Annotated in this window: 27 protein-coding genes; 16 read left to right on the top strand and 11 right to left on the bottom strand. The window is 50.5% G+C overall.

The annotated features are described in order from the left end of the window. Positions 1-38: 38 nt before the first annotated feature. Positions 39-686 carry an energy-coupling factor ABC transporter permease gene (locus Q8O77_RS02725; protein ID WP_305551332.1) on the bottom strand — a complete coding sequence of 216 codons (648 nt, stop codon included), beginning with the start codon at positions 684-686 and terminating at the stop codon, positions 39-41. 53 nt (positions 687-739) lie between these two features. Further along, positions 740-934 carry a hypothetical protein gene (locus Q8O77_RS02720; protein WP_305551331.1) on the bottom strand — a complete coding sequence of 65 codons (195 nt, stop codon included), beginning with the start codon at positions 932-934 and terminating at the stop codon, positions 740-742. 124 nt (positions 935-1,058) lie between these two features. Here Q8O77_RS02720 and Q8O77_RS02715 point away from each other — a divergent pair, with 124 nt between their 5' ends. From Q8O77_RS02715 to Q8O77_RS02705, 3 genes are all read left to right on the top strand, one after another. Further along, on the top strand, positions 1,059-2,093 hold the full coding sequence (locus Q8O77_RS02715; RefSeq protein WP_305551330.1) for a GlxA family transcriptional regulator: 1,035 nt from the start codon (positions 1,059-1,061) through the stop codon (positions 2,091-2,093). A 64-nt stretch (positions 2,094-2,157) separates the two neighbouring features. Beyond that, a complete protein-coding gene (locus tag Q8O77_RS02710) occupies positions 2,158-2,550 on the top strand; it encodes a BlaI/MecI/CopY family transcriptional regulator (protein WP_305551329.1) in 393 nt (130 codons plus the stop codon). Continuing rightward, the gene (locus Q8O77_RS02705) at positions 2,543-3,739 is read left to right on the top strand and encodes a M56 family metallopeptidase (protein ID WP_305551328.1); all 1,197 of its coding nucleotides are present in this window, start codon (positions 2,543-2,545) and stop codon (positions 3,737-3,739) included. The genes Q8O77_RS02710 and Q8O77_RS02705 overlap by 8 nt, the downstream gene beginning before the upstream one ends. Positions 3,740-3,851: 112 nt before the next feature. On the opposite strand, the gene Q8O77_RS02700 is transcribed toward Q8O77_RS02705, so the two are convergent. Both Q8O77_RS02700 and Q8O77_RS02695 read right to left on the bottom strand, forming a co-directional pair. Then, a complete protein-coding gene (locus Q8O77_RS02700) occupies positions 3,852-4,649 on the bottom strand; it encodes a class III extradiol ring-cleavage dioxygenase (RefSeq protein WP_305551327.1) in 798 nt (265 codons plus the stop codon). Positions 4,650-4,771: 122 nt separating this feature from the next. Further along, the gene (locus Q8O77_RS02695; RefSeq protein WP_305551326.1) at positions 4,772-7,036 is read right to left on the bottom strand and encodes an EAL domain-containing protein; all 2,265 of its coding nucleotides are present in this window, start codon (positions 7,034-7,036) and stop codon (positions 4,772-4,774) included. 298 nt (positions 7,037-7,334) lie between these two features. Between Q8O77_RS02695 and ybaK the strand changes: the two genes are divergently transcribed. Continuing rightward, on the top strand, positions 7,335-7,805 hold the full coding sequence (ybaK, locus tag Q8O77_RS02690) for a Cys-tRNA(Pro) deacylase (protein WP_305551325.1): 471 nt from the start codon (positions 7,335-7,337) through the stop codon (positions 7,803-7,805). Between the two features lie 78 nt (positions 7,806-7,883). Here ybaK and katG read toward each other — a convergent pair whose 3' ends face one another. Beyond that, the gene (gene katG / locus Q8O77_RS02685) at positions 7,884-10,103 is read right to left on the bottom strand and encodes a catalase/peroxidase HPI (RefSeq protein ID WP_305551324.1); all 2,220 of its coding nucleotides are present in this window, start codon (positions 10,101-10,103) and stop codon (positions 7,884-7,886) included. Between the two features lie 284 nt (positions 10,104-10,387). Here katG and Q8O77_RS02680 point away from each other — a divergent pair, with 284 nt between their 5' ends. Then, complete coding sequence (locus tag Q8O77_RS02680) at positions 10,388-10,867, top strand: NYN domain-containing protein (protein ID WP_305551323.1); 480 nt, start codon at positions 10,388-10,390, stop codon at positions 10,865-10,867. Here the strand turns inward: Q8O77_RS02680 and rhlP are convergent. Beyond that, entirely contained in the window at positions 10,836-11,705 is an 870-nt protein-coding gene (gene rhlP, locus Q8O77_RS02675; protein WP_305551322.1) for a rhombotarget lipoprotein, read from the bottom strand. The two genes, Q8O77_RS02680 and rhlP, sit on opposite strands and share 32 nt — an antisense overlap. A gap of 148 nt (positions 11,706-11,853) precedes the next feature. Between rhlP and Q8O77_RS02670 the strand changes: the two genes are divergently transcribed. After that, on the top strand, positions 11,854-12,573 hold the full coding sequence (locus Q8O77_RS02670) for a helix-turn-helix domain-containing protein (RefSeq protein ID WP_305551695.1): 720 nt from the start codon (positions 11,854-11,856) through the stop codon (positions 12,571-12,573). 36 nt (positions 12,574-12,609) lie between these two features. Beyond that, positions 12,610-12,984 (top strand): DUF1622 domain-containing protein, encoded by a 375-nt coding sequence (locus Q8O77_RS02665; protein WP_305551321.1) that lies wholly within the window; start codon positions 12,610-12,612, stop codon positions 12,982-12,984. Here the strand turns inward: Q8O77_RS02665 and Q8O77_RS02660 are convergent, their stop codons facing one another. Continuing rightward, complete coding sequence (locus tag Q8O77_RS02660; protein ID WP_305551320.1) at positions 12,985-13,608, bottom strand: glutathione S-transferase family protein; 624 nt, start codon at positions 13,606-13,608, stop codon at positions 12,985-12,987. It abuts the gene before it with no gap. A 184-nt stretch (positions 13,609-13,792) separates the two neighbouring features. On the opposite strand from Q8O77_RS02660, the gene Q8O77_RS02655 reads away from it, so the two are divergent. The 5 genes from Q8O77_RS02655 (at position 13,793) to Q8O77_RS02635 (ending at position 16,634) form a co-directional block, all read left to right on the top strand. After that, entirely contained in the window at positions 13,793-14,743 is a 951-nt protein-coding gene (locus Q8O77_RS02655) for a YafY family protein (protein ID WP_305551319.1), read from the top strand. A gap of 124 nt (positions 14,744-14,867) precedes the next feature. Beyond that, positions 14,868-15,407, top strand: coding sequence for a nuclear transport factor 2 family protein (locus Q8O77_RS02650; RefSeq protein WP_305551318.1), 540 nt, complete (start codon positions 14,868-14,870; stop codon positions 15,405-15,407). A gap of 73 nt (positions 15,408-15,480) precedes the next feature. Continuing rightward, on the top strand, positions 15,481-15,873 hold the full coding sequence (locus Q8O77_RS02645; protein WP_068230632.1) for a DUF6249 domain-containing protein: 393 nt from the start codon (positions 15,481-15,483) through the stop codon (positions 15,871-15,873). 9 nt (positions 15,874-15,882) lie between these two features. Then, entirely contained in the window at positions 15,883-16,425 is a 543-nt protein-coding gene (locus Q8O77_RS02640; RefSeq protein WP_305551317.1) for an RNA polymerase sigma factor, read from the top strand. Beyond that, entirely contained in the window at positions 16,419-16,634 is a 216-nt protein-coding gene (locus Q8O77_RS02635; protein ID WP_305551316.1) for a hypothetical protein, read from the top strand. The genes Q8O77_RS02640 and Q8O77_RS02635 overlap by 7 nt, the downstream gene beginning before the upstream one ends. A 23-nt stretch (positions 16,635-16,657) precedes the next feature. Here Q8O77_RS02635 and Q8O77_RS02630 read toward each other — a convergent pair whose 3' ends face one another. Then, the gene (locus tag Q8O77_RS02630; protein ID WP_305551315.1) at positions 16,658-17,002 is read right to left on the bottom strand and encodes a YajD family HNH nuclease; all 345 of its coding nucleotides are present in this window, start codon (positions 17,000-17,002) and stop codon (positions 16,658-16,660) included. A gap of 446 nt (positions 17,003-17,448) precedes the next feature. On the opposite strand from Q8O77_RS02630, the gene Q8O77_RS02625 reads away from it, so the two are divergent. Together Q8O77_RS02625 and Q8O77_RS02620 are read left to right on the top strand one after the other, a co-directional pair. After that, the gene (locus Q8O77_RS02625) at positions 17,449-17,760 is read left to right on the top strand and encodes a helix-turn-helix transcriptional regulator (protein ID WP_305551314.1); all 312 of its coding nucleotides are present in this window, start codon (positions 17,449-17,451) and stop codon (positions 17,758-17,760) included. A gap of 37 nt (positions 17,761-17,797) precedes the next feature. Further along, on the top strand, positions 17,798-18,847 hold the full coding sequence (locus Q8O77_RS02620; RefSeq protein WP_305551313.1) for an alkene reductase: 1,050 nt from the start codon (positions 17,798-17,800) through the stop codon (positions 18,845-18,847). A 58-nt stretch (positions 18,848-18,905) separates the two neighbouring features. Here Q8O77_RS02620 and dsbB read toward each other — a convergent pair whose 3' ends face one another. After that, entirely contained in the window at positions 18,906-19,442 is a 537-nt protein-coding gene (gene dsbB, locus Q8O77_RS02615; protein ID WP_305551312.1) for a disulfide bond formation protein DsbB, read from the bottom strand. Positions 19,443-19,615: 173 nt separating this feature from the next. Between dsbB and fadR the strand changes: the two genes are divergently transcribed. Both fadR and Q8O77_RS02605 read left to right on the top strand, forming a co-directional pair. Continuing rightward, positions 19,616-20,332, top strand: a complete 717-nt coding sequence (gene fadR, locus Q8O77_RS02610) for a fatty acid metabolism transcriptional regulator FadR (RefSeq protein WP_305551311.1) — start codon at positions 19,616-19,618, stop codon at positions 20,330-20,332. Between the two features lie 153 nt (positions 20,333-20,485). Further along, positions 20,486-22,726 carry an aminotransferase class V-fold PLP-dependent enzyme gene (locus Q8O77_RS02605; protein WP_305551310.1) on the top strand — a complete coding sequence of 747 codons (2,241 nt, stop codon included), beginning with the start codon at positions 20,486-20,488 and terminating at the stop codon, positions 22,724-22,726. Positions 22,727-22,796: 70 nt separating this feature from the next. Here the strand turns inward: Q8O77_RS02605 and Q8O77_RS02600 are convergent, their stop codons facing one another. Beyond that, a complete protein-coding gene (locus Q8O77_RS02600; RefSeq protein ID WP_305551309.1) occupies positions 22,797-23,471 on the bottom strand; it encodes a ChrR family anti-sigma-E factor in 675 nt (224 codons plus the stop codon). Continuing rightward, a complete protein-coding gene (locus Q8O77_RS02595) occupies positions 23,455-24,039 on the bottom strand; it encodes a sigma-70 family RNA polymerase sigma factor (protein WP_305551308.1) in 585 nt (194 codons plus the stop codon). Before Q8O77_RS02595 ends, Q8O77_RS02600 begins: the two co-directional genes overlap by 17 nt. Positions 24,040-24,250: the final 211 nt, after the last annotated feature.

The following is a 24,250-nucleotide window of genomic DNA, read 5'->3' as shown; positions in this document are numbered from 1 at the left end:
CGCTTTAGCTCTGAACAGCCCGGCAATGCCGGGCTGTTTTATTTATCCGGCGCTAAATATTCCCGGTCATAAAAGGTACGCAGCCAGTGCGGCCGGTAAATGGCCATCAGGGTAACAGCACTGCCGTTGAGCAGCGCTTCGGGAAACCAGATCAGCAGGGATAACAGGGTGTAGTTATCCCAAATAACCCGCCAGCTGTAACGACCTTCCAGGCCAAACCACAGTGATGTCAGGCCAATTTGCAGTACTATCGTCAGCGCTGCGGCGAGAAAACCGGCGACAAAAATATACACAAACAAGTGCCGGCTTAAATAGCGGTAACTGGCCAAAAACACACCATAGCTAAATAGCCCGGGCAAAATAAAGCCGCTGAGGGCAAATAAGCCGGCGTCCTGCCACGGCAGTTTGGCAAAGCCAATCAGCATCAGGGTTGGCAGCAGGCAAATCCATATTGCAATACGCCAGCCATGGCACAGCACCAGGCTGGTTAACAACAGAAAATGCAAATTAAGCCCATCTTTAATACCGGCCTGCACACTCCAGAGTAAACTCAGCGCCACCACCGATGCGAAGACAAAATGCTGATAACCGGGCTCAGTACGCAGTTTTGTCAGCAATTCCCGCGGGTAACAATACAACATTAGCGCCAGTGCCAACACGGCACCGGCAAGTTGCCAACTGCTCATCGCTTGTTGCTCCGCTTATATCTGATGCAACTATTGTAACGGCAGCGGCGGGTTCAGTCACCGGCCTTATCGTTATCAGCCGGCTCCAGATAGCGGCCAACGCCGAATGCTGTACTGAGCAATAACACCGGTATGGCGAAAAAATGCATCATCAGCGATAACTCAGCGGCGAAGTTAATCCAGAAAATCAGCAACCAGCTGAGGGCCCAGACTGCAATGGTCAACCATTTGGTTGTTAGGTTTTTCATACTGCCTCCTGCATTAAGTGATTAGATACTGCAGTGCCAGTCTAGCGCTTGCCAATTGTTGCTTGCAGTGTCACTATTGATATAAATAAGGTGGATAGTGACAAAGTGCATAGCAGGATAAAACATGAAGCAGATAGCCATTCTGGCGCATCACAACAGTATCAGCAGCGATTTATTTGCCTTACTGGATTATTTCGAATACTGCAATGTGCTGTGGGCATTGCAACAGCCGCAAGCGGTAGCCCCGCTGTTTCATTGTTATCTGGTGTCACCCGATGCCAGGCCGCTGACGCTGAAGCAGGGCGTGCAATTGATGGTACAACCGCATGCCTGGCAGCAAGCCGATGCGCTGATTTTACCTGCAGCCTATGCATACCGGCGCACTGAGTTGGCGGCATTAGCGGCGCAGTCGGCAGCCTATTACCCGGGATTACGCCAGGCGGCGGCAAACGGCAGCTTAATTGCCGCCAGTTGCACCGGTACTTATAGCCTGGCCGGCAGCGGTTTATTGGATCATCGTAGCGCTACCAGCAGCTGGTTTTTTAAAGACGTGTTTCAAAGCCTGTTTCCTGCAGTGCATTTACAGCTGAATAAATTGCTGGTGCAGGATGGCAATCTGCTGACAGCCGGCGCCACCACCTCTTATATTAATTTATGCCTGGCGTTAACCGAGCAGTTAGCCGGCGAGCAGTTTGCCAGACAGATGGCGAAAATTATGCTTACCGATCCTAACCGCACCTCGCAGGTGCCTTATATGGATTTATCCATCGGCCAGCAACATAACGACACCCTGATTAAACAGGTACAGGCACATCTGACAAGCCACCTGGCACAGCCTTTTGCATTGGAGAGGCTCTCAGAGCAATTTCATCTGACCAAGCGCACTTTGCTGCGGCGTTTTAAAGCAGCACTGGATGATACACCGCTGAATTATCTGCAGCGCTTACGGGTAGAGCAGGCCAAGCGCCTGCTGGAAACCACTAATGCGCCGATAGAGCAAATTGTGCTGCAGGTGGGTTACGAAGATGTCAGTTCGTTTCGTAAATTGTTTTTGCAATACACAGAGTTAACCCCTGGCCAGTACCGGCAAAAGTTTACTCAGGGTGAGAGTTTTAATTGTTGCCCTGCAGAACAAGTTAGCCGCATCGGCAGAAAATAATTTAATCAGCAGCTTGCATGCATCAATTACATCTGTAATAGTAGTTGTATTACAGGCGTAATCGATGGGGCAACTTATGATCGAAATCAGCAATGCCGAGCTTAGCGTAATGCAGGTACTGTGGCAGCGTCAGCCGTTATCCGCCAATGAAGTGGTGGCGGCGCTGGGCAACGCGAAAGACTGGCATGAAAAAACGGTAAAAACCCTGCTGAACCGCTTGGTGAGCAAAGGCGCTTTGGGTTTTGATAAAGATGGCCGCGCGTATTCGTATTATCCGTTAATTGCACAACACGATTACCAACTTGAGCAAAGCCGCTCTTTTGTTGAGCGCTTGTTTGCCGGTCGCGTTGCGCCGCTGGTGGCGGGGTTTGCCAGCCAGAACAAACTCAATGCCGATGATGTGCAGCAGTTAAAGCAATTAATTGCTGATTGGGAGCAGGAGCAGAATAATGACTAATTATCTGCTGCAACTGTCACTGCCTTTATCGCTATTGTTGCTGTTATTATTGCTGGCGCAGAAAGTGTTACTTAAACCCATTGGTGCCCGCAGCGTTTATGCATTGTGGGCGGCGGTGCCGCTGTTGTTACTGAGCAGTGCTTTCACGCCGTTGCTACCTCAGGTTGTCAATACTAACGCCATTAAGCGCTATCAGGTGGGAATACAGCAACTGACAGCCGCAGCAGATACAGTTAACTGGTTGTTCTGGTTGTGGTTGGCCGGCGTATTACTGTGTAGTGGATTTTTGCTGCTGAGTTATATCAGCGGCCGCGCACAGTTTAACCGTGCAGCAGCCTTAACCGGCAACAGCATGCCACCGCACTGCCGCCAGGCCAACTGCAATGCAGGGCCTTATATCACCGGTTTAATCACACCGCACATTTTGCTTCCGAACGATTTTTTCCATCGCTTTGATGCCACCCAACAGCGGCTTATTTTGCAACATGAGCTGACACACTGGCGCCGTGGCGACTTACATCTGAATTACCTTGCGCTTGCCATTGTCAGCCTGTTTTGGTTTAACCCGCTGGTGTGGCTGGGCTATCGTCAATACCGCCATGCGCAGGAACTCGCCTGCGATGCGTTGGTAACCCAAGATGCCGGTAAGGCAGAAAGAATTGCTTATGGTTATGCCTTACTAAGCAGTACACAGCAGGCACCATTGTATTGGTCGCCGCTTACTCATCATTACGGAGACTTTAATACTATGAAACAACGTATTATGCAGCTGCAACGCCAGCAGGGCTTTGCTAAAACATGGGTGCTTAGCGCTATGGCATTGGTAATTACGGCGACGTTTTTACTGCAACAGCCGGCATTGGCCGGCGCTGACAAAACGCAACAACTGACGGCGGTGATGCGCATTGAACCGCGTTACCCCATTGCCGCCGCGAAGGACGGTATCGCCGGTTTTGTCCAGCTTAAATATGACGTTAGCGCTGATGGCAAAGTAGAAAATGTTAGCGTGGTTAAATCGAGCCCGACAGGCATATTTGACAAAGAAGCTGTATATGCGCTGCAACAATGGCGGTATACCGCTACCGGCCAGCGGCATCAGGCACAATTGGTTCAGCTGGATTTTGAACTGGATCCGGTGCAGACAGATATGGAGCGGATTAGCGTAACACCGCCAGCGAAAAAAGGCTGATACTGTAGCAAAGATGTTGTGCCGGATGCGGTACTGAAAGTGCAATAAAGCAGCGTTAAAACCGCAGTGCTATTTAATGGTGCTGCTTTATTGCATTTTGGCGACGGCGTTTTTACCAGCCAAATGCCAATACGGTCTTGTGCAGCACTTTGTTGTTAAACAGCACCTGTGCGGTACTACCTTTGGCGGCACCAAAGCACACGTGCAGCGGTAGCAGGTGCTCTTCGCGCGGGTGCATTAACCGCGCGTCAGGCGCTTGCTGCCAGTTAATCAGCCGCTTCGCCTGTTCAGCATAACTGTACTGTGGTTGCAGACTGTCGATAAAATATTGATTAAATGCCTCTAACTGCGAATCACTAACCAGGTTGGCATTAAAAAACGCCTGCATATTATGAAAGCTCATACCGGAGCCAATAATCAGCACGTTTTGCTGCCGTAAAAAGCTGATTGCTTCACCCAGGGCAATATGCGTTTTGGCGTCAAGCCCCTTTAGTAATGATAACTGCAGCACAGGAATATCAGCCTGCGGCCGCAGTAACAGTAGCGGCACAAAAACACCATGATCCCAACCGCGGCCGGGGTTTAATTCTGCCGCAAAACCGGCTTGCTGCAGTTGCTCTGCTATTTGAACGGCCAGTTGGGGGGCGCCCGGGGCAGGGTAGCTAAGCTGATAGCTTTGCGCCGGGAAGCCGGAGTAATCAAACAACAACGATGGGTTTTCCGCGGCAGTAAGCGCCGGTTGGGGGCTTTCCCAATGCGCACTTATTACCAGTATGGCCGCCGGAGTGGCCAGCTTATCGCCAAGCTGAGTCAAGAATTGTGTCAGCGCCCGGTGGTCTGGATCGCCAAGTAAGGGTAACGGGCCGCCGCCGTGCGGCAGATATAATACCGGAGCCAAAGAAGATGTCATGGTGTTATGCCGTGTGGCTAAAGAGTAGGGCTAGGCTACGCGCCGCCACCTTGCGATGCAACAGGTTAAATGCTGCGAAATATCTGCGTATCTTACAAACAAAATCGAACGGTCTGTCACTGCTAAACCAGGCTGGACTCGGCCTGGTGCGCTGTGTTTTTTAACTGTGTTAACCAGTGGCCTACCGGCATAGGCTTGGAAAAAAAGTAACCTTGCATAATTTGTGCGCCTAGCCGTTGCAAAAAACGGCGCTGAATATCGGTTTCCACACCTTCGATCACCAGTTGCAGCTTCAGTGTTTTCGCCATTTGCATTACCGACTGAATTAACTGCGTTTGCCGTTGGTCATCCGGTACCTTATGCAAAAAGCTTTTATCTAATTTAATGCAGTTTACCGGCAGCTTGCTGAGAATACTCAGGGATGCCTGGCCGATACCAAAGTCATCCAACGCCAGTTCAAACCCCAGCCGGTTTAACACCTGCAACTTATTAAATAACGGCTGTTGATGGCTGACAATACTGTTTTCGGTCAGCTCCAGCGTTAGCATGCGCAGAACTTCAGGTTTATGGGTGGCGACATCAATCAGGGCGTTATAAAACTCGTTCGACAACAAGTCAGAGCCAGCCAGGTTAATAGCAATCGGGTAACGGATATTCTGTTGCTTAAACTGCTCAATGATCTGCAGCACCTTGCGCAATACACAGCCGGATAGCTGCACAATAAGGCCATACTGCTCTGCCAGTGCCACCAAAATGTCCGGCGCCACATAGTTGCCGTCCTTGTCTTGCCAGCGTAATAAGGCTTCAAAACTGATAATGCGGCCATCCGGGTGCACTTTGGGTTGGAGCCACAGCTCCGGCGTATCGAGCTGTAAGGCTTTTTTCAGCTCGGCCAGTAAGCGCAGCTCATTGTTGCGCTGCTGCAGTATGTCGGCCTGATAAAACGACAGCGGGTGAATGTAAGCCTCTGCTGACTCTAATGCCGACTCACACTGCTCGCGCATAATCTCCGGCACCGGCAGCGGCTGGTTCGAGATGCTCACGCCCATTTCATATATCGGTTGTATAGTGCCGACAGACAGTTCTATTACTTTGGGTAATAATTGGCTGATGCGCTGAGCTTCTTCGCTAAATGAGGTGCTGTGCTCAGACAGCGGGCACCATAAAATAAACTTTACGCCACGCAACCTGGCACAGATAACATTCTCCGGCAATGCAGAGCGCAGTTGCCGGGCGAAGGCGGCTAACAGTTCATCGCCCTCATGGTAGCTGTGCTGATGGTTAAAGGCTTTGATATGACACAACCTTACTATCATCATCAGGCTGCCGGCCGGGCATTCGGCATATTGGCTGACCAAATGCAGAAAAAAGCTGTGGCAGGGCAGCGTAGTAAGCGGATCGTAGTTACGCCACAAATCTTCTTTTTGCGTATCGGCAGACAGCTTTTGGTGCAGCTGTTTTAACGGCGTAATATTGTCCAGTTGCACCAGATGATGTTGCTGCTGCGTATGACAAATATGGTCCAGCAATATATAAGTTGCCGGGCTGGTACGCAGGGTGCTTTCGGTTTCATGCCCCAGCCAAAACGCGCCCTGGCCTGGTTCGGTGGCTTTTAGCAATTCAATAATATTGCGGTGTTCGGCATTGGTTATGCCAAGAATATTTCTGGCTCTGGCATTGGCTTTTAAAATAATGCCGTCGCTGGTTAGCAACAGCGTGGCTTTGCTATGGTGATTAAAAATATCCTGGTACAGCTGATTGCTCTCATTCATCAGCATATTTTGCTGTTGCAGTGTGGCAGCATTACGTTTTAGGGTGCTGATCACCCTCATTACCGCAAGCGGAATACACAGATTAAAAAACAGAAACAGCAGGCTATGTAAATATTCTGCTGTGGCCGGCAGGGTAATAGAAATATTAAACAGGTTGACCGGGCTGGTGCCATACAATAAATACAGGTAGGGCAACACATTCAGCAGCATTACCGCCAGGGTGATACGGGCGGAAAAAAACAGCAATGCAATTAGCGGCGCGGTATAAACAAAAATAACACCGAGTTTAGACAGCTCGAAGTTATCAATAAACAGCAACATACAAAGCCCGGCGCAGAACACTGTGGTAAGTAACAACAGTTTACTTAATGCTAAAGACTGTGCGGAGAAGTAAAGCGCCAGCAGCAGTACCAGATAAAAAACAGAGGTAATAGCGATGATATACCAGGCGCCAAGCTGGTAAGCTTGCCACGAGCTGTGCAGGGCAATGCCGAGCACCAGCAACAGGCCGGAGGTTAAAATAATTCTTAAGGTACTTTGCTGTAACAGCGCAACAGAGGTGGAGTTAAGATCTGACTCAGTTAAAAACAACAACTGCTTAATACGACTTAACATAGTATTTCCGTTATAAAGGGCTCAGGCCAGATCCGGATAGCAGCTGTTCCCGGTAAAATATGCAACTATTTCCTTGTTTATCTTAGCTATCCTAATAAAAACACTGTAATGATACAACTTGTTCTGTGCTGTTTTTCGCTACAGTGTTTATTTAAAACGCTTGTATGATATTGGCGAAGTTTGCAATAAAAATGCGGCCATGGTGACAAAGTGGTGATTATTTTGCGTATTTTCAGTGTTTAATTTTGCCATATTGCAGAAGATGTATTGTTAGAGTTAAAAATAAAGTGAGAGTGCTATGACGCCGGCAATTGAACTGCTAAGAAAACACGCGATAAACCACCAGCTGCATCAATATCAGCATGACGCGGCCGCCGCCTCTTATGGTTTGGAAGCGGCAGAAAAACTGGGGTTGTTGCCACAGCAGGTATTTAAAACCCTGGTGCTGAGCCTGGATGCAAAACAGTTGGCGGTAGCCGTGTTGCCGGTAGACCAGCTGTTGAGTATGAAGCAGGTTGCCAAAGCACTTGGCGTGAAAAAAGCCGAAATGGCCACTGCCGCCGATGTAATGCGCAGCAGCGGCTATGTATTGGGTGGCGTAAGCCCGCTGGGGCAAAAAAAGCTGTTACCCACTTTAATTGACAGCTCGGCGCAGCAGTTCGCTACTGTTTACGTTAGCGCCGGGCGGCGTGGGTTGGAAATTGAGCTTAGCGCTGAGGATTTACGCCGGCTGCTTAATGCGCAGTTTGTGCCCTTGTGTCAGCAATAATGTTGCGCCAATAAAAACGGGCGCAGTATATGCGCCCGTTGTTTCAGCTGCGGCTAATTTGCCACAGCATTAGTGCTGTTAGCGCAGATCAAAACGATCGGCGTGCATTACTTTGGTCCAGGCTTTAACAAAGTCTGTGACAAACTTCAGTTTAGCGTCGCTGGCGCCATATACTTCGGCGATGGCGCGCAGTTGCGAGTTAGAGCCAAATACCAGGTCAACACGGCTGGCGGTCCATTTAACCTGACCGGTTTTACGGTCGCGGCCTTCAAACCGCTGCGCCTCTGCTGATACCGGTTGCCACTGCGTATTCATATCCAACAGGTTAACAAAGAAATCGTTGCTCAGCGTGCCGGGCTTATCAGTAAAGACACCATCTTGCGTCTGGCCGTAATTGGCGTTAAGTGTACGCATACCACCGACCAACACTGTCATCTCCGGCGCGGTTAGAGTAAGCAGTTGTGCTTTATCCAACAGCATTTCTTCCGCCGATACGGTGTAAGCTGTTTTCATATAGTTTCGGAAGCCATCTGCCACCGGCTCCAGTACATCGAACGATTCGGCATCGGTTTGCTCGTCTGTGGCATCAGTGCGCCCCGGGGCAAAAGGCACGGCCACGGTTACACCAACGTCCAGAGCGGCTTTTTCTATGGCAGCGGCACCTGCCAGCACAATAATATCGGCCAGCGAGACCTTTTTATTGCCGCTTTGTGCAGCATTAAAGTTCTGCGCAATGCTGCCAAGCACACTCAGTACCTGTTGCAATTGAGCCGGCTGGTTTACCTGCCAGTCTTTTTGCGGCGCTAAGCGGATGCGGGCACCGTTGGCACCACCACGGCTGTCAGAGCCACGGAAGGTCGACGCGGACGACCAGGCGGTATACACCAGTTGCGATACGCCTAAACCGGACGCCAAAATAGCGCTTTTCAGCCTGGTAATATCGGCATTGTTAATCAGCTCATGATCTACTGCTGGCACCGGATCTTGCCAAATCAAATCTTCTGCCGGCACTTCCGGCCCCAGGTAGCGTGATTTTGGCCCCATGTCGCGATGGGTTAATTTAAACCAGGCGCGGGCAAAGGCGTCGGCAAATTCGGCCGGGTTTTTGTGAAAATGCTCAGAAATTTTGCGATAGGCTGGGTCTTCACGCATTGCCATATCGGCGGTTGTCATCATAATCCCTACGCGGACACTGGTGTCTGCCGCATCCGGCGCATGATCTTTGCCTGCCAGATTAATTGCTGCCCATTGGTGAGCGCCGGCCGGGCTTTTTACTAATTTCCACTCGTAACCAAACAGCACGTCAAAATAGCTGTTGTCCCATTTGGTTGGCGTCGGGGTCCAGGCACCTTCAATACCACTGGTAATGGTGTCGCGACCTTTGCCGCTTCTGAAGCTGTTTTTCCAGCCAAAGCCCATTTGTTCAATAGGCGCGGCTTCCGGCTCGGCGCCAACATGGGCGGCATCACCGGCACCGTGCGCTTTACCAAAAGTGTGGCCACCGGCGGTTAGCGCAACGGTTTCATAGTCATTCATCGCCATCCGGGCGAAGGTTTCGCGCACATCACGGCCGGAGCCCAGCGGATCCGGGTTGCCATCCGGGCCTTCCGGGTTAACGTAAATCAGGCCCATTTGTACCGCCGCTAGCGGGTTTTCCAGGTCGCGCTCGCCGGAATAACGGCTGTTGGCCTTGTCGCTGGTGGCCAGCCATTCGGTTTCCGCACCCCAGTAAATATCTTCTTCCGGCTCGAAAATGTCGGCACGGCCGCCACCAAAACCAAAGGTTTTAAAGCCCATAGATTCCAGTGCTACGTTACCGGCCAGAATAAATAAGTCGGCCCAGGATAGCTTGTTGCCGTACTTTTGTTTTACCGGCCACAGCAGGCGGCGGGCTTTGTCCAGGTTGCCGTTGTCCGGCCAGCTGTTTAGCGGTGCAAAACGCTGGTTGCCGGTAGCGGCACCGCCACGGCCATCACCCATGCGGTAGGTACCGGCAGCATGCCAGGCCATGCGGATCATAAAAGGCCCGTAGTGGCCGTAATCTGCCGGCCACCAATCTTGCGAGTCGGTCATCACATGCTCAAGGTCTTTTTTAACTGCCGCCAAATCAAGTTTGTTAAATTCTTCGGCGTAGTTAAAATCCTCCCCCAGCGGGTTCGATTTTTTGTCATTTTGGTGCAAAATTTTCAGGTTCAGCTGGTTAGGCCACCAGTCCATATTTTTCGTGCCGGCGCCGCCCACTTTGGTATTGCCGCCATGCATCACAGGGCATTTTCCGCCTGAGTTGTTGTTGTCCATATTTTACTCCTTGCAACGTGGATTTTCGTAGGGTGTACTGCATATACCCGCTTTGACAGTGCATTGACTATAGACCTGAACATCAGGCGGCGAAAGCCGGATTTGCCTATCGTGTTAATCGCTTTTTTGAATCAGGAATTGCAATGTCAGTTAATAATTGCAGTAAGTTGGTCTGTTACAGGGCGGGATGGTTCAATTAAAAAGCCTTTGCTTTATAACGTAAAAACGGTTGCAGCTTACTGCGTTGCCGGTTAGCTTAGCTGTTTTGCTATCAGAGGCCTGCCATGATCGGCGTTACTATCCTGGTAGATGTACAAAACATCTACTACACCAGCCGTGAGGCGTATCAGCGCAATTTTGACTACAACGCTTTTTGGCGCCGCGTAACGGCCGGGCGTACTGTAATTAAAGCTATTGCCTATGCTATTGATCGCGGTGATGAAAAACAGCGCCAGTTTCAAAACATCCTGCGCGCCATTGGCTTTGAGGTAAAACTTAAGCCGTTTATTCAGCGCGCCGATGGCTCTGCCAAGGGCGACTGGGATGTGGGTATAACGCTGGATGCTATTGAATATGGCCAACACAGCGATGTACTGGTATTGGCCTCCGGCGATGGCGATTTTGGCCTGTTGGCAGACAAACTTACCACTAAGTACCAAACTGAAGTAGAGGTATATGGTGTGGAGGGTTTAACTGCCCAGGCCCTGGTAAAAGCCGCTACCCGTTTTATTGCTATTGACGAAACCTTGCTGTTGCCGAAGTAAATAAACGTTTGCTGAATATAAGCAGTAATAACAATAAGGCGCCCATTCCGATACTGCCGCCGCTGTAACCACGCTGATAGCTGAGTTGTATATCTTGTGGTTGCTGCTTTAAGCGTTGTTTAAATTGTTCTAACTGCAATTCAAGGTTCGCTGTCATGTTATTGCTGGCTTGCATAAAGCCTTGCAGACTATCCTGACGTAATTCTTCCTGCAGATTAACCGGCGTTGAACGGCCTTTCAGTTGACTGGTACCCGGTGCCCGAAACAATAATTTGCGACTGTCTATCGCATATACAGCGGTGTCCATCAGCGTATTACTGTCATTTTTCTGACCAGCCACCAGATAAGCTCCCACCAATGTCCAGTAACTCAACGATAACTTACTGTCGTCAGTAAATTGCACCTGATCGTAGGATACCAGCGCAATTACATCTATATTAAACATAGCTTTAAGCTGGTCCAGATTAGCAAAGCTACCACCTGGTGTCAGATAAGCAGAGGGGATAATCTCGATATGCTCAACGAAAGACTGAGTAGTAAAATGTGCGGCAATATTATTTAAAATCTGTACTTTGTGATTCTCTGTCAGTTCATTATTGTGCACCTCTACCCAGGGTATTGATGTGCTGCTGCGGCGAGCGGATGACGCAGGAACAAATGCAATACCCATGCGCAGTGGCAGCGTAAGGTGGGGGATCCCGGTTGAATTTTCCGGCACGGTTTTATCCGGATATAAATAGTTCACCACGCTGCTGCGGCTGCCGGTTTGCTGCGTAGCACAAGCGTTCAGAGTTAGTATGATAATCAACACCACTAATAAACGGGTTTGGTTGTACATAGAGCATTTCCTTTGTGCGATGAATAATTGCTATGCAGCCTAATTTGAATAAATATAAATTAATACTTTATATGCTAAAGTAGTGCGTTATCACTGTTTTGGTATCGCATTTTGATACCTTTGGAGATGTGTGTCGCAAATTGACCTAATGCTTAGCTGTGTGAAAAAAGCACTTAAACAACACGGCATAAGCTATGTGCAGGTGGCTGTGCATTTACAACTGACAGAAGCCAGTGTGAAAAGGCTGTTTTCACAAAAGCAGTTCACAATGCAGCGACTGGAACAGGTTTGCCAGCTGATGCAACTGGAGCTGGCAGACTTACTGCAGTTGATGAGTGAACAACAGCAGCAATTGCAGCAGCTAAGCTATGAGCAGGAAGAAGAGATCACGCGTGACCTTACGTTGTTGCTGGTTGCGGTGTCAGTACTTAACCGCTGGAGCATGCAGGATATTCTGGACTGGTATCAGTTGTCCGAACACGAATGTATCCGTAAGCTGGTGCAATTAGACCGGCTTAAGCTGATAGAGCTACTGCCAAACAATAAGATCCGGTTACGGGTATCCGCCAATTTCAGCTGGCGTGAAGGCGGGCCGATACAGCGCTTTTTTCAACAAAAAATTGCTCAGGAGTTTTTTCAGGCCCGCTTCAACAGCAAAGCCGAATGCCTGCTGGTACTAAATGGTATGTTATCCGCCGCCGGCAACGACGAATTTCAGCGCAAGCTCAGGCGGCTGGCCAGTGAGTTTAATGAACTAAACCGGCAGGAAGCCAGTTTGCCACTGGCGCAGCGCAATGGTGTTAGCATAGTGCTGGCGATGCGCGACTGGCGGTTTGGCTTGTTTAAACCACTGTTGAAAAAGTCGTGAACCACGGATTACGCCTGGTTGATGAAAGGAGCTGATATGACAGACGGAATAACTAACATTGCCGGCAATTTGCCGGAATTATGCGCTGTTGCTATTGAGCTGTTGGGGATTGCTATTATCAGCGTTATTGCGCTTTACGCGCTGATGCATGGTGGTTGGCGGCTGCTCAAAGGTGATTCGCTAAGTGATATTCAGCAACAGATGCGCCAGCAACTGGGGCGCGGCATTCTGCTGGGGCTGGAATTTTTAATCGCGGCCGACATTATTCATACCGTCGCCGTGGAGTTAACATTTGAAACGGTGGGCGTGCTGGCGCTGGTGGTGCTAATCCGTACCTTTTTAAGCTTTACGCTGGAGCTGGAATTAACCGGTAAATGGCCCTGGCAGCAGGGCCGTTCCGGCAAAGAATAATTACGCCGGCTGTTTTAGCAGGGCATCATCCAGTTCATTAGCCTTAATGGCCGCTTTGCGCGCTTGCAGCCGTTGTACATAGCGGGTGAAAGCCGGCCGCGGCTCTAAGGTTTCAAACATCATGCCCCATTCAATATGGCTGCCCACATACACATCAGCAGCGGTAAATTGCTCACCACAAATATAAGGGCCGTTAGCTAAGGCGGTTTCCAGCGCGTTCAGTGTGTCCGCGTATAAGCCAGCACCCACGGCTGCTGCGTTGTCGGCATCAATACGCCAGCCAAAGGCTTTGGCGCTGGTGGCCATTTCCAGCGGGCCAGCGGCAAAAAACAACCAGCGATAATAGCTGGCGCGCTCTGGGCTATCCGGCGCCGGGGCCAGTTGCTGGTCGGCAAACTGATCGGCCAGGTAGGCACAAATGGCGGCCGCTTCGGTGACTACCACATCGCCATGGGTAATTACCGGCACTTTGCCCATTGGGTTCAGCGCTAAAAAATCGGCGGCTTTCATTTCAGGGCCATACTGCAGCACCTTTACCTCGTAAGGCACACTCAGCTCTTCCAGCATCCAGCGGATAATGCGGCCACGCGATTGAGGGTTGGTATATAAGGTTAATGGTTTCATGTTGTTTATTCCTTGTTGCCACTAAAAGTCAGGGTATTGGCGGATGTTTTCCGCCGCCAAGGCAGAATAAAACCCATATAGGGCAGAATACGTCCTAATTATCGGTTATATTTTGTAACTTGTAGCAACAGCGGCAATAACAGTGACTACAACAGGGGCAACTGATGAAAAAGCGCAGCTACCGATGAGCGGCCCAACTATTCGCGTGCTTAGCCTGCTTGAGCTGCTGCAATCTCACGGCCGCTTAAGCGGCACTGAGTTAGCGACAAGGCTGGGCGTAGATAAGCGCACGGTGCGCCGTTATATTCAGGCGCTGGAGCAGCTGGGTATTCCGGTGACTACCGAGCAGGGCTGTGACGGCGGCTATATGCTGGTGGCCGGTTTTAAATTGCCGCCAATGATGTTTACCAATGACGAAACCCTGGCGTTGTCGCTGGGCTTGTTAGCCGCGCATAATCTTAATCTGGCCGATACACAAGCGGCTATCAGCAGTGTTCAGGCCAAGCTGGAGCGGGTAATGCCGGCTAAGCTGAAATCCCGCTCCCGCGCTATTGCCGATACCATTAAGTTAATATTGCCTGCATCTGACGCTGAAACACCGGGCCAGCATTTAGCACCATTGTTAGATGCACTGGAGCAACAGCGCTCGGTCACTATCCGTTATGCCGCTTATCAGCAAGCGCCGGTGGCCAGGCAAGTTGACCCTTATGGTTTGCTGTTTCGCAGCGGACGCTGGTATATGAGCGGCTATTGTCATCTGAGGCAGGAGCTGCGTACCTTCCGGCTGGACCGTCTGCAGCATATCGGGTTACTGGACCATAGCTTTACCCGACCGGACAGTTTTGATTCGGCTGAACATTTCACCCAAAGCCTGTATGGCATGCCGGGTAATATAGATGTGCAGGTTGTGTTGCATACCGATAAACACACAGCAGCACAGGCGATGGGTGAAACGGCATCAATGTTAAAGCCACTGCCAGAGGGCTTACTACTTAGCACCCGTACCGACAGCTGCTATTGCTTAGCACAATGGTTAAGCCAGCTGCCGTTTGATTTCAGCATTATTGCACCGCCGGAACTAAAGCAGGCGTTAAAGCAGCAGGCAGAGCGCTTAATGCTTATCGCCGGGCGTTAAAGTCAGCGAAAATATGTTTAACATTGCACTTGGATAACCGGCGGCGAAAAATTATTTTGCCGCAGTAAATCCAAAGCGCATCCGGCGTGCATCTAAGTTTCAGATTAACTCACCGGAACTTATTATGACGCTCAAAACATCTGTTACCCGTTATTGCGCTGTTTTATCCAGCAGCCTGCTACTTACCACCGCCGTGTTTGCCGCACAGCTGTCGGCTAAGCCGGCAATCCAACCACACCAAAGCTTGCACGACGAGTTGGCATTAAAAGATGCTGAGTTTTTTCAGCGCGGCTTTAACCAGTGCGATTTGGCTTACCTGGATGCCACCATCAGCCCGCAGCTGAAGTTTTATCATGATCAAGGCGGCTTTCAGGATAAAGCCTTGTTTATGCAAAACACGCAAAAATACATTTGTGGTGATATGGCGCACAAGCCCATTCGCAAGTTAACCGTGGGCAGCTTGAGCACATTTCCGCTGTATCGTGACGGCATCCTGTATGGTGCAGTGCAACATGGCCGGCATCAGTTTTATTTGCGTGAAGAGGGCAAGCCAGACCAGCTAACCGGTACCGCGCGCTTTACTTCGGTCTGGTTAAAACAAGGGGATGCCTGGCAGCTTAGCGATGTGCTGAGTTATGACCATCAGCCGGCTGAGGCCGGATAACCTGTACTTGAACAACTGCTGTCGCAGCTGTACCTTGGTGCAGAATTGTGGCAACGAAATTAAGTAAATAAGTATGAATGGACAAGAATGGGCAGAAATTTTGGTGCCGCTTATCGTCTTCAGCGCCCTGGTCGCGCTGATGGGGTTAATACTGCTGTATAACTACAAGAAAAAGCGCCTGTTTTTACAGATGGTGGAACGCTCATTACAACAGCAGCTAACCTTGCCGCCAGAGACGATCCGTGAAGTGGCGCTGCACTTTTTTTCCGCCAACCGCGATACCCGTAAAGGGGTATTCTTGTTGGTGCTGTCAGGCAGTATTCTGGCGTTTTCGTACTTTGCCGATTTTCGCCAAAATGGCAATTTGGACTTAAACGACGCATTAAACGGCATTGCCATTCTACCGGCGTTGTTGGGGCTGGCGTTTTTACTGCTGGCCCGGCTTGATCGGCAAAGGCTGAATTAAGATCATGCTGTGTCGCTAACACAGGCCTCGGTTGAGCAACTGGTTGCCATAGTGCAGGTGTCGGGAGATGCGGCGGCATTTAATGAGCTGTTCAGCCGCTATGACACTAAGTTGCGCGCCTTTCTGGCGTTTAAATCTGCCGGTCAGCGCCACGACATCGATGATTTGGTGCAGGAAACTTACGTTAAAGCCTTTTTAAATATTCAGCAGTTTCAGCAACAAGCGCAGTTTTCTACCTGGTTACTGCGGATTGCTATCAATGAAATGCTGCAGGCTAAACGCTCGGGTAATATTTTCTCCAGGCTCAAAGATCGCTGGTTCGCTGCAGAGCCCGGTGCGCTAAGCCATACCGACAACACTGCCGCGCAGCTGGATGCCGCTACGCTGATTGCGACGTTATCAACTATTCAACAACAAGTTTTTGTTTATGCTGAGTTTTATGGATATTCACAAACTGAAATCGCAGCTAAACTACAGATCCCGCTGGGCAGTGTAAAAACCTATATGCTGCAGGCACGCAATACGCTGGACAGGAGTAACGCCTCATGCTGAAACTGACATTACGGCAAAAAATCAGGCTTTGGCTGTGGCAGCACCGGCGCAGCCTGGTCATCACGCTGTTTAGCCTGCCGGCAGCGGCACTGTTGTTTGGCTATAACAGCTTGCTTACGCATGACACTACGCTATTACCGCTGCTGACGTTAGCGCAATTGGCCGCCGGTGCGCTGCTTGTAGTAGTGGTTATTATTCTGAGCGACTAGCGGGCAGGGTAGTCTGTAACAGGCTATTTAGTCTTAGGTTTATTAAGCAAAGCTTTTAAATCAGCAAAAGGGTTATGGGTAGCCGCAGCCACTTTTTGCTCTGTAGTACCGCCATACAGCACAAATTCGTGGAATTTATTGTGCTCGTTATCATGGCAATAAATACACAAAAGCTCCCAGTTGCTGCCATCTGCAGGGTTATTGCTGTGGTTGTGGTCGATATGGTGCACGGTTAATTCACGCAAATTGGAGTGTACAAACTCGCGGGCACAGCGGCCACATACCCAGGGGTACATTTTCAGCGCTTTATCGCGATAACCTTGTTCCTGCTGCTGATAAGCCTGGGCGCCGCTGTTGGTTTTGCTCATACTTGTCCTGTTTAAACGTGGTTGCACGGCAGCCTTACCGCTCTTGCACAGATAATGACGCTTTGTACACTGCCGGTCAATTTTAACAGTCTTGTTTGTTCAGGCAATGCCATAGGCGTCTAGAAAAGTTGCTGGAGCCTGCGAATGTTATCTATTTGAAGGTTGATGATATTTGTTACAGGCATTATTTCGATTGGGGAATAATTTTTTGGCGCCCGGAACAGGACCCTCCAAAAGAGTATGCTATGGAAGAACTGGATTTATATGTCAAAGTCACTGATTTAGCCGGACTGTCCCATGCTCGGTGCTAAAACTGATTTAGTAGCCGTCTTAGCGGTCAGTCTATGTGCAAATCCCAATTTAACTTAACCCCCCCCTTGAAATGCCGTTACACTAACCCTATATATCGTTTTATCGCGATATTTAAATTTAACGATGAACAACAAATGACACTTACCCCAAAACAGCTGGACGACATTATTAAGGCGCTGGCGCATCCGGTGCGGCGTGACATTTTGCACTGGCTGAAAACGCCGGAGCAGTATTTTGCTGATCAGGAGCATCCGCTTAGCCTTGGCGTGTGTGCCGGTAAAGTGGAGCGTAAAACCGGCTTGTCGCAAAGTACCGTATCGGCGCATTTGGCTACCTTGCAGCGCGCGGGGCTAATAAGCAGCCAGAAAGTAGGCCAGTGGCATTTTTTTAAACGTGATGAAGCGCTGATCCAACAGTTTCTGGCGCAAATCAGCAATCAACTCTGACATACATCAATTCAGTATTAACCAACAGGATCACATTATGACCAGTTTATTCGAGCCGATAAAAGTAGGCGATTTACAGTTACCTAACCGCATTATTATGGCGCCGTTAACCCGCTGCCGTGCCAGCGAGGGCCGTGTGCCAAATGAACTGATGGCGGAATACTATGTGCAGCGCGCCAGTGCCGGCTTAATTTTAACCGAGGCTACCTCGGTTACCCCTATGGGCGTAGGTTACCCCGATACGCCGGGTATTTGGTCTGACGAGCAAGTTGCCGGCTGGCGTAAGATAACGGCTGCGGTGCAACAGGCCGGTGGCCGTATTATGTTGCAACTGTGGCATGTGGGCCGTATCTCGGATCCGCATTATTTAGATGGCCAACTGCCGGTGGCACCCAGTGCTATTGCGGCGGATGGCCACGTTAGTTTAATGCGGCCGAAAAAAGCCTATGTTACGCCGCGCGCGCTGGAAACTGCAGAGATTGCCGGTATTGTCGAGGCGTACCGCAAGGGCGCAGAAAATGCGAAAAAAGCCGGTTTTGATGGCGTGGAAATTCATGGTGCTAACGGTTATTTGCTTGATCAGTTTTTGCAGGACAGCACCAACAAACGCAACGACAACTATGGCGGCAGCATTGAAAACCGTGCCCGCTTAATGCTGGAAGTAACCGATGCGGTAGTTGCCGTATGGGGCGCCGGCCGCGTAGGTATGCATTTAGCACCGCGCGCCGATGCGCATACTATGGGCGACTCACACCGGGCCGATACCTTTGGCTATGTGGCGCAGCAACTGGGCAAACGTGGTATTGCTTTTATATGTGCCCGTGAAGCACAAGGCGACGATAGCCTGGGCCCGCAACTGAAGCAGCAGTTTGCTGGTGTGTATATTGCCAATGAAAAATTCACTAAAGCCTCAGCTGAAGCGGCACTGGCGGCGGGCACCGCAGATGCAGTGGCCTTTGGTATACCTTATATTGCTAACCCGGATTTGGTGCAGCGTTTTGCCAAAGATGCGCCATTAAATACGCCTAAACCAGAGCTGTTTTATGCCAGCGGGGCAGAGGGCTATACCGATTATCCTGCGCTGTAATCTATAAGAGGTTACGGATACAAAAACACCGGCGCTTGCCGGTGTTTTTTATACAGCATCAGCCCCGGTACGGGTTATTGCTGATACGGGCAAACTGCGACAGCAGCAATACCGCGGCAACAGCGGCATAGCCCCATAGTGCAAATGCACTCCAAAACGCCATACTTTCACCTAAAAACTGCCAGCTGGTATCGCCACAGCTGCCGGTAGGCTCAAACACCGCCGGTAGCCATTTATCCAATGGTAACCAGGTTGGAAACTCGGCAAAGAGGGCACAGCTGAAAAAGCCGCCTTCAGCCAATAATTGTTCAATTTCAAGCAGTTCGTACGCTTGCAGTATGCCAAATATTGCAGCGGCCAGCATACCGGCCAAAGCGACAATGCGCAGCAGGGCAGTCTTGGGTGCCAGCAAGCCAATAATGCCGGCCAATAAGACGCCGGCAAAGGCACTGCGGACATAGATGCACTTAATGCAGGGCTGCATATTCAAACCATACTGAAAATACAGCGCGGTGCCCAGCAAGGCCAGGCAAGACAGTACCACCAGGCCCCAACCCCAGGGTTGCATAGATAAACGTTTGATTTTTTGAAGCATTTTATATCCTTCTGACGGGAGTTTTTTATCTGCCAGCGTTAATCTACGGCATTTGCTGTTAATGTACAATCGGGCTGAGTGGGAGCGCTATTTTAGGGCGGTGACTTGTTAACTGGCAGCGCTCTGGTACAATCAGTCCAAATTTTTTTGACCAAGAAGACGGACAGATCCGCATGACTAATCTGATTAAAGCGCAAAGCCCGGCCGGGTTTGCTGAAGAGTATATAGTAGACTCTATCTGGAACGGTAAATTTGCACCCGGGTCTATTTTGCCTGCAGAGCGCGAACTGTCTGAGTTAATCGGTGTTACCCGCACTACTTTGCGTGAAGTATTGCAGCGGTTGGCCCGTGACGGCTGGCTGACTATTCAGCACGGTAAACCAACCAAAGTGAACAACTTTTGGGAAACCTCAGGGTTAAATATTTTGGAAACCCTGGCGCGGTTGGATGAAGATCAGATGCCGAAACTGGTGGATGATTTATTGTCGGCCCGGACTAATATCAGCGCCATTTATATTCGTGGCGCGATAAAAAACCATTCACCTCAGGTGATCGAGCTGTTTGCCGGTGCAGAAGCACTGGAAGATACGCCGGAAGCCTTTGCCGAGTTTGATTACAACCTGAACCATGAACTGGCACGTTACTCAGAAAACCGCATTTATGTACTGATTTTGAACGGCTTTCGTGGTTTGTATAACAAGATTGCACGGTTTTACTTCTCGCACCCTAAGGCGCGCGAATTGGCGCGTAAGTATTATCACCAGATTAAACTCTATGCTGAAAACGGTAAGTTTGATGAAGTGGTATTGGCGGTGCGCAAATACGGTAAAGAAAGTGGTTTGGTGTGGTCAGAGTTACGGCCGCAAATTCCCAAAGATTTGGTCGAGTAACCTGCTGCAAACAAACCGCCTTTTGGCGGTTTGTTGTTTTTGGGCGTTGAACAAGGCGCAGCGTGAGCTTAGCTGTGCCCTTGAGCTTAGTCGTATTGCCGGTTATTATTGCGCGGAATAACATATTCTTTTGAGTTATAACGGGAGCCGGTAATGTCCAGCCAGTCGCATCGCGAAATTTACCTCGATAATAATGCCACTACGCCGGTGTTACCGGTAGCGGCAGAGGCCGCCATGCATGCTATGCAGCGCGGTTTTGGTAACCCCAGCAGCAGCCATGCAACCGGCATTAAAGCCAAGGTCGAACTGGAACGCACCCGCGCTTTGGCCAGGCAGCTTATCGGCGCCGACACCGGTGATATAGTCTTTACCTCCGGCGCTACAGAAGGTATTCAAACCTCTATTGTGTCGGCGTTATTAGCGGCGCGGGAACGCGGCCTTAGCGGCGCGAATACACTGCTGTTATATGGCGCCACAGAGCACAAAGCCGTACCCGAGAGCCTGAAGCACTGGAACAAGGTATTGCAGCTTAACGCCACGGTGCAGGCTATTCCGGTGGATCAGCACGGCCGGCTTGACTACAACTTTATCAAAACGGCCTTGCCACAGGCGGCGATGATTTGCACCATGGCCGCTAACAATGAAACCGGTGTGAAGCAGGATTTATGGGCGCTGGAGCAGCTGATCCGCAGTGTTAACCCGCACGTGTACTGGATGGTAGATTGTGTGCAGGCGCTGGGTAAGATGGCGCTGCATATTGCCAACACCAGTATTGATTACGCGCCGTTCAGCGGCCACAAACTGTATGCGCCCAAAGGTGTGGGGTTTTTATATGTGCGCCAAAATACACCTTATCAACCGTTTATTGCCGGCGGCGGCCAGGAAAGCGGCTTGCGCTCCGGCACGGAAAATCTGCCCGGCATAGCGGCGTTACATGCGGTGTTTACTGAGCTGGCAAAGCCTGTGGGTTCGGTGTTTCAGCGCGAAGAGGTGTTGTGGCAATACCGGCGCGACATACTGGCGGCCTTGACACAGGTGTTTCCGGGCTTAGTGCTGAACAGCGATGTGCCGCATGTGGTGCCCACTACTATTAATTTCTCGGTGCCGGGTTTCTACAGCAAAGACATTATGGACTTATTTGACGCCGCCGGTATCCGTGTCAGCTCCGGCTCGGCCTGCAGCTCTAAAGTGCCAACCAGCTTTGTATTAGACGCGATGGGGCTGGAGAGTTGGCGCTCGCAGGGCGCTATCCGGCTGTCTTTTGGCCCGGCAATGACAGCGGCAGAATGCCACCAGGCCTGTGAGGCCATCCGTGCGCTGGCTGCTGTGGTGTCAAAGCACTGTTTGGTATTAACCGATGCTACACCCACGCTGGAAATTCATGCCCGCGGTTTGCTGCAGCTAAAACACGAAGCATTATGCAGCTACGTGCTGATTTGCCCGCATAGCCGCGAGGCGGTGGTAATAGATCCGGTGTTACCGCTGGCCGGGCGTATTGCCAATATTATTCAGGGCCAGGGTTTAGCGCTTAAAGCCGTGCTGGATACGCATTTGCATCGTGACCATGTATCGGCGCGACAGGAGTTGTTAGTGTTGCTGGGTAACCCTTGCGGCCAGATACCCTGTGATGTATTGGGCTGGCCGCAGCACAGCGACGCTGTGGCTTGTGGTCAATACCGGCTGACAAAGCTGGCAACGCCCGGCCATACGCCTGAGGCAGTAAGCATTTTGCTGCAGCGGCAACAGCAATTAGTGGCGGTGTTTACCGGCGATGTATTGCTGCCGGGTGGGGTTGGCCGCACCGATTTAGCCGGTGGCGATATGGCTGCTCTGGCCGGCAGCATTCGCTTGTTGGCGGCTAATGTCAATGCCGACACGCTGATCTTATCCAGCCATGATTATGCCCAGCGCTTTTTTACCCATCTGGTATTGGCGCAACAAGAGCAACCCTTGTTGCAGGCCTTGCTGCACAGCAGTGCCGACAGCGATTGGCAACCACAACTGCAGCAGCAAGCGATTACATTACAGCAGCAACATCAGCATTTGTGCGGTTTGGTGGAAGTAAGTTTATCTGATGCCACTGATGTTATTGCACCGCAGCAACTGGCAGCTTTTATGCAGCAGTGGCCGGATTTACAGATAGTGGATGTGCGTGAGCCGCATGAACAAAGTGCCGGCGCCTTATCGCAATATTTAAGCCAGCCTTATCCGGTACTGGAAATTCCGCTGTCGAAACTGGCCGATGCCCTGATTAACCAACAGTTGCAACGCCAACAAGCTTTATTGCTGGTGTGTCGCTCCGGTAACCGCAGTTTGGTGGCCTGTAAAGTGCTGGGCCGGATGGGCTTTACCAAGGTGTTTAATCTTAAAGGCGGCACAGCGCTGCTAAAATAAGTAAAACAATAAAAAAACGCCGGCAAACGCCGGCGTTAAACTACTTCCTGCTAACTTACAGTGTTGTTGCTCAGTAGAAGAACTGTTGCAGCGGGTTGAGTAACCGCGTCAGACCCTTTTTAAACTGCAGCGGGGCGCTCAGTACTGACAAACATAAACAGTCCTCGTTTGCCAAAGTGCGCGGCGTGTGCGTGTCATCGGGCGAATTAATCAGTAAATCGCCGGCGCAGTACTCGCCGTTTTCATCGACAATTTTGCCGGCTAACACCAACGTCATTTCCAAACCCAGATGGGTATGCTGCGGCACTTCAGTATCTTTGCTGATGTAAAGCAGCGACACATGATGCTCAGCGCCGGCCGGCAGTTTTGCTGTGGCAATACCGCCTAAATGCAGCCATTTACCATGGTTAGCGGCAAGGCGCTGCAGAGCACGGGGCAGCACAAACTCGCGCTGGTTTACTATTATCGGCTGCGTTGCTGCCGGCATAGCAGGGCCGGGTTTGACTTGCTGTGGCTGGGCAGTAATAGCGGCCAGCATATCACTCCAGTCGTCAGTGCCGGCTTTCACCGGTTGTTTTTCCAGCTGAGCCGCCAGGTCAACGGTAATATCGTGGCTTAAACGCTGGCAATGCGGACACAAATCTATATGGGCGGCAACCGCCAGCGCTACATCGGCCGTTAAAGTGCCTTCGGCATATTGTTCCAGCAAAGACATGCCCGGGTGAAATTTAATTGCGTGTGCCATCTAATGCCTCTCTTAATCTGTCCAGCGCCAGGCGGATGCGTGACTTTACCGTGCCCAGTGGAATGGCCAGTTCGTCTGATACTTCCTGATGTGTTTTTTCCTGTAAGTAAACTTTTTCCATTACTTCACGCTGCGCAGGCGGCAAGCGGTTGAAGTGCGGCGCCAGTTTTTCTGTCAGCAATTGGTTGTCCCATTGCCCGGCATCACTGTCAGACTCCGGCTCGGGGTATTCACCGTTGAGCCATAAATCGTCGGCACTGATATCGTCTTTGCGGCTTTGCTTTTTGCGCAACATATCAAAACGTACGTTGCGCGCTATGGTAAAAATCCAAGTGGAAGCGCAGCCGCGCGATGCATCAAATAAGGCGGCTTTTTTCCACACATTGAGCATGGTGTCCTGCACCATTTCCAATGCCTGCTGTTCATTACCAAACATCTTCATGCCAAAGGCTTTGAGCCGTGGCGCAAAGTAACTGAACAAATCAGCATAAGCGCTTTTGTCGCGTTGCAAGGCAACAAACGTCAGAGCGTCTTCCCATTGCGTATTGCTGCTTTGTTGCTCTGTCATAGCGGCCTGAGTATCCGTAAGAGGTTTAAGCCCTCTATCATGCCTTGGTACGCTGACTGACTTCAACATGTTTCATGTTCCCGATTAGGTCGCTCGCCGACGTTGATACTGCATTGTGGCTTTATTTACGCGCCAGCCGCGGCGGTGGATTGGTTATTTTATAAATTAAAAAATAGAAAGATATGTGCGTTTTAATCTGATTTTCATCCTA

This window comes from Rheinheimera sp., from assembly GCF_030690345.1.
In the GTDB taxonomy this organism is placed as follows: domain Bacteria; phylum Pseudomonadota; class Gammaproteobacteria; order Enterobacterales; family Alteromonadaceae; genus Alishewanella.
This window is presented reverse-complemented; position numbering and strand designations above follow the sequence as displayed.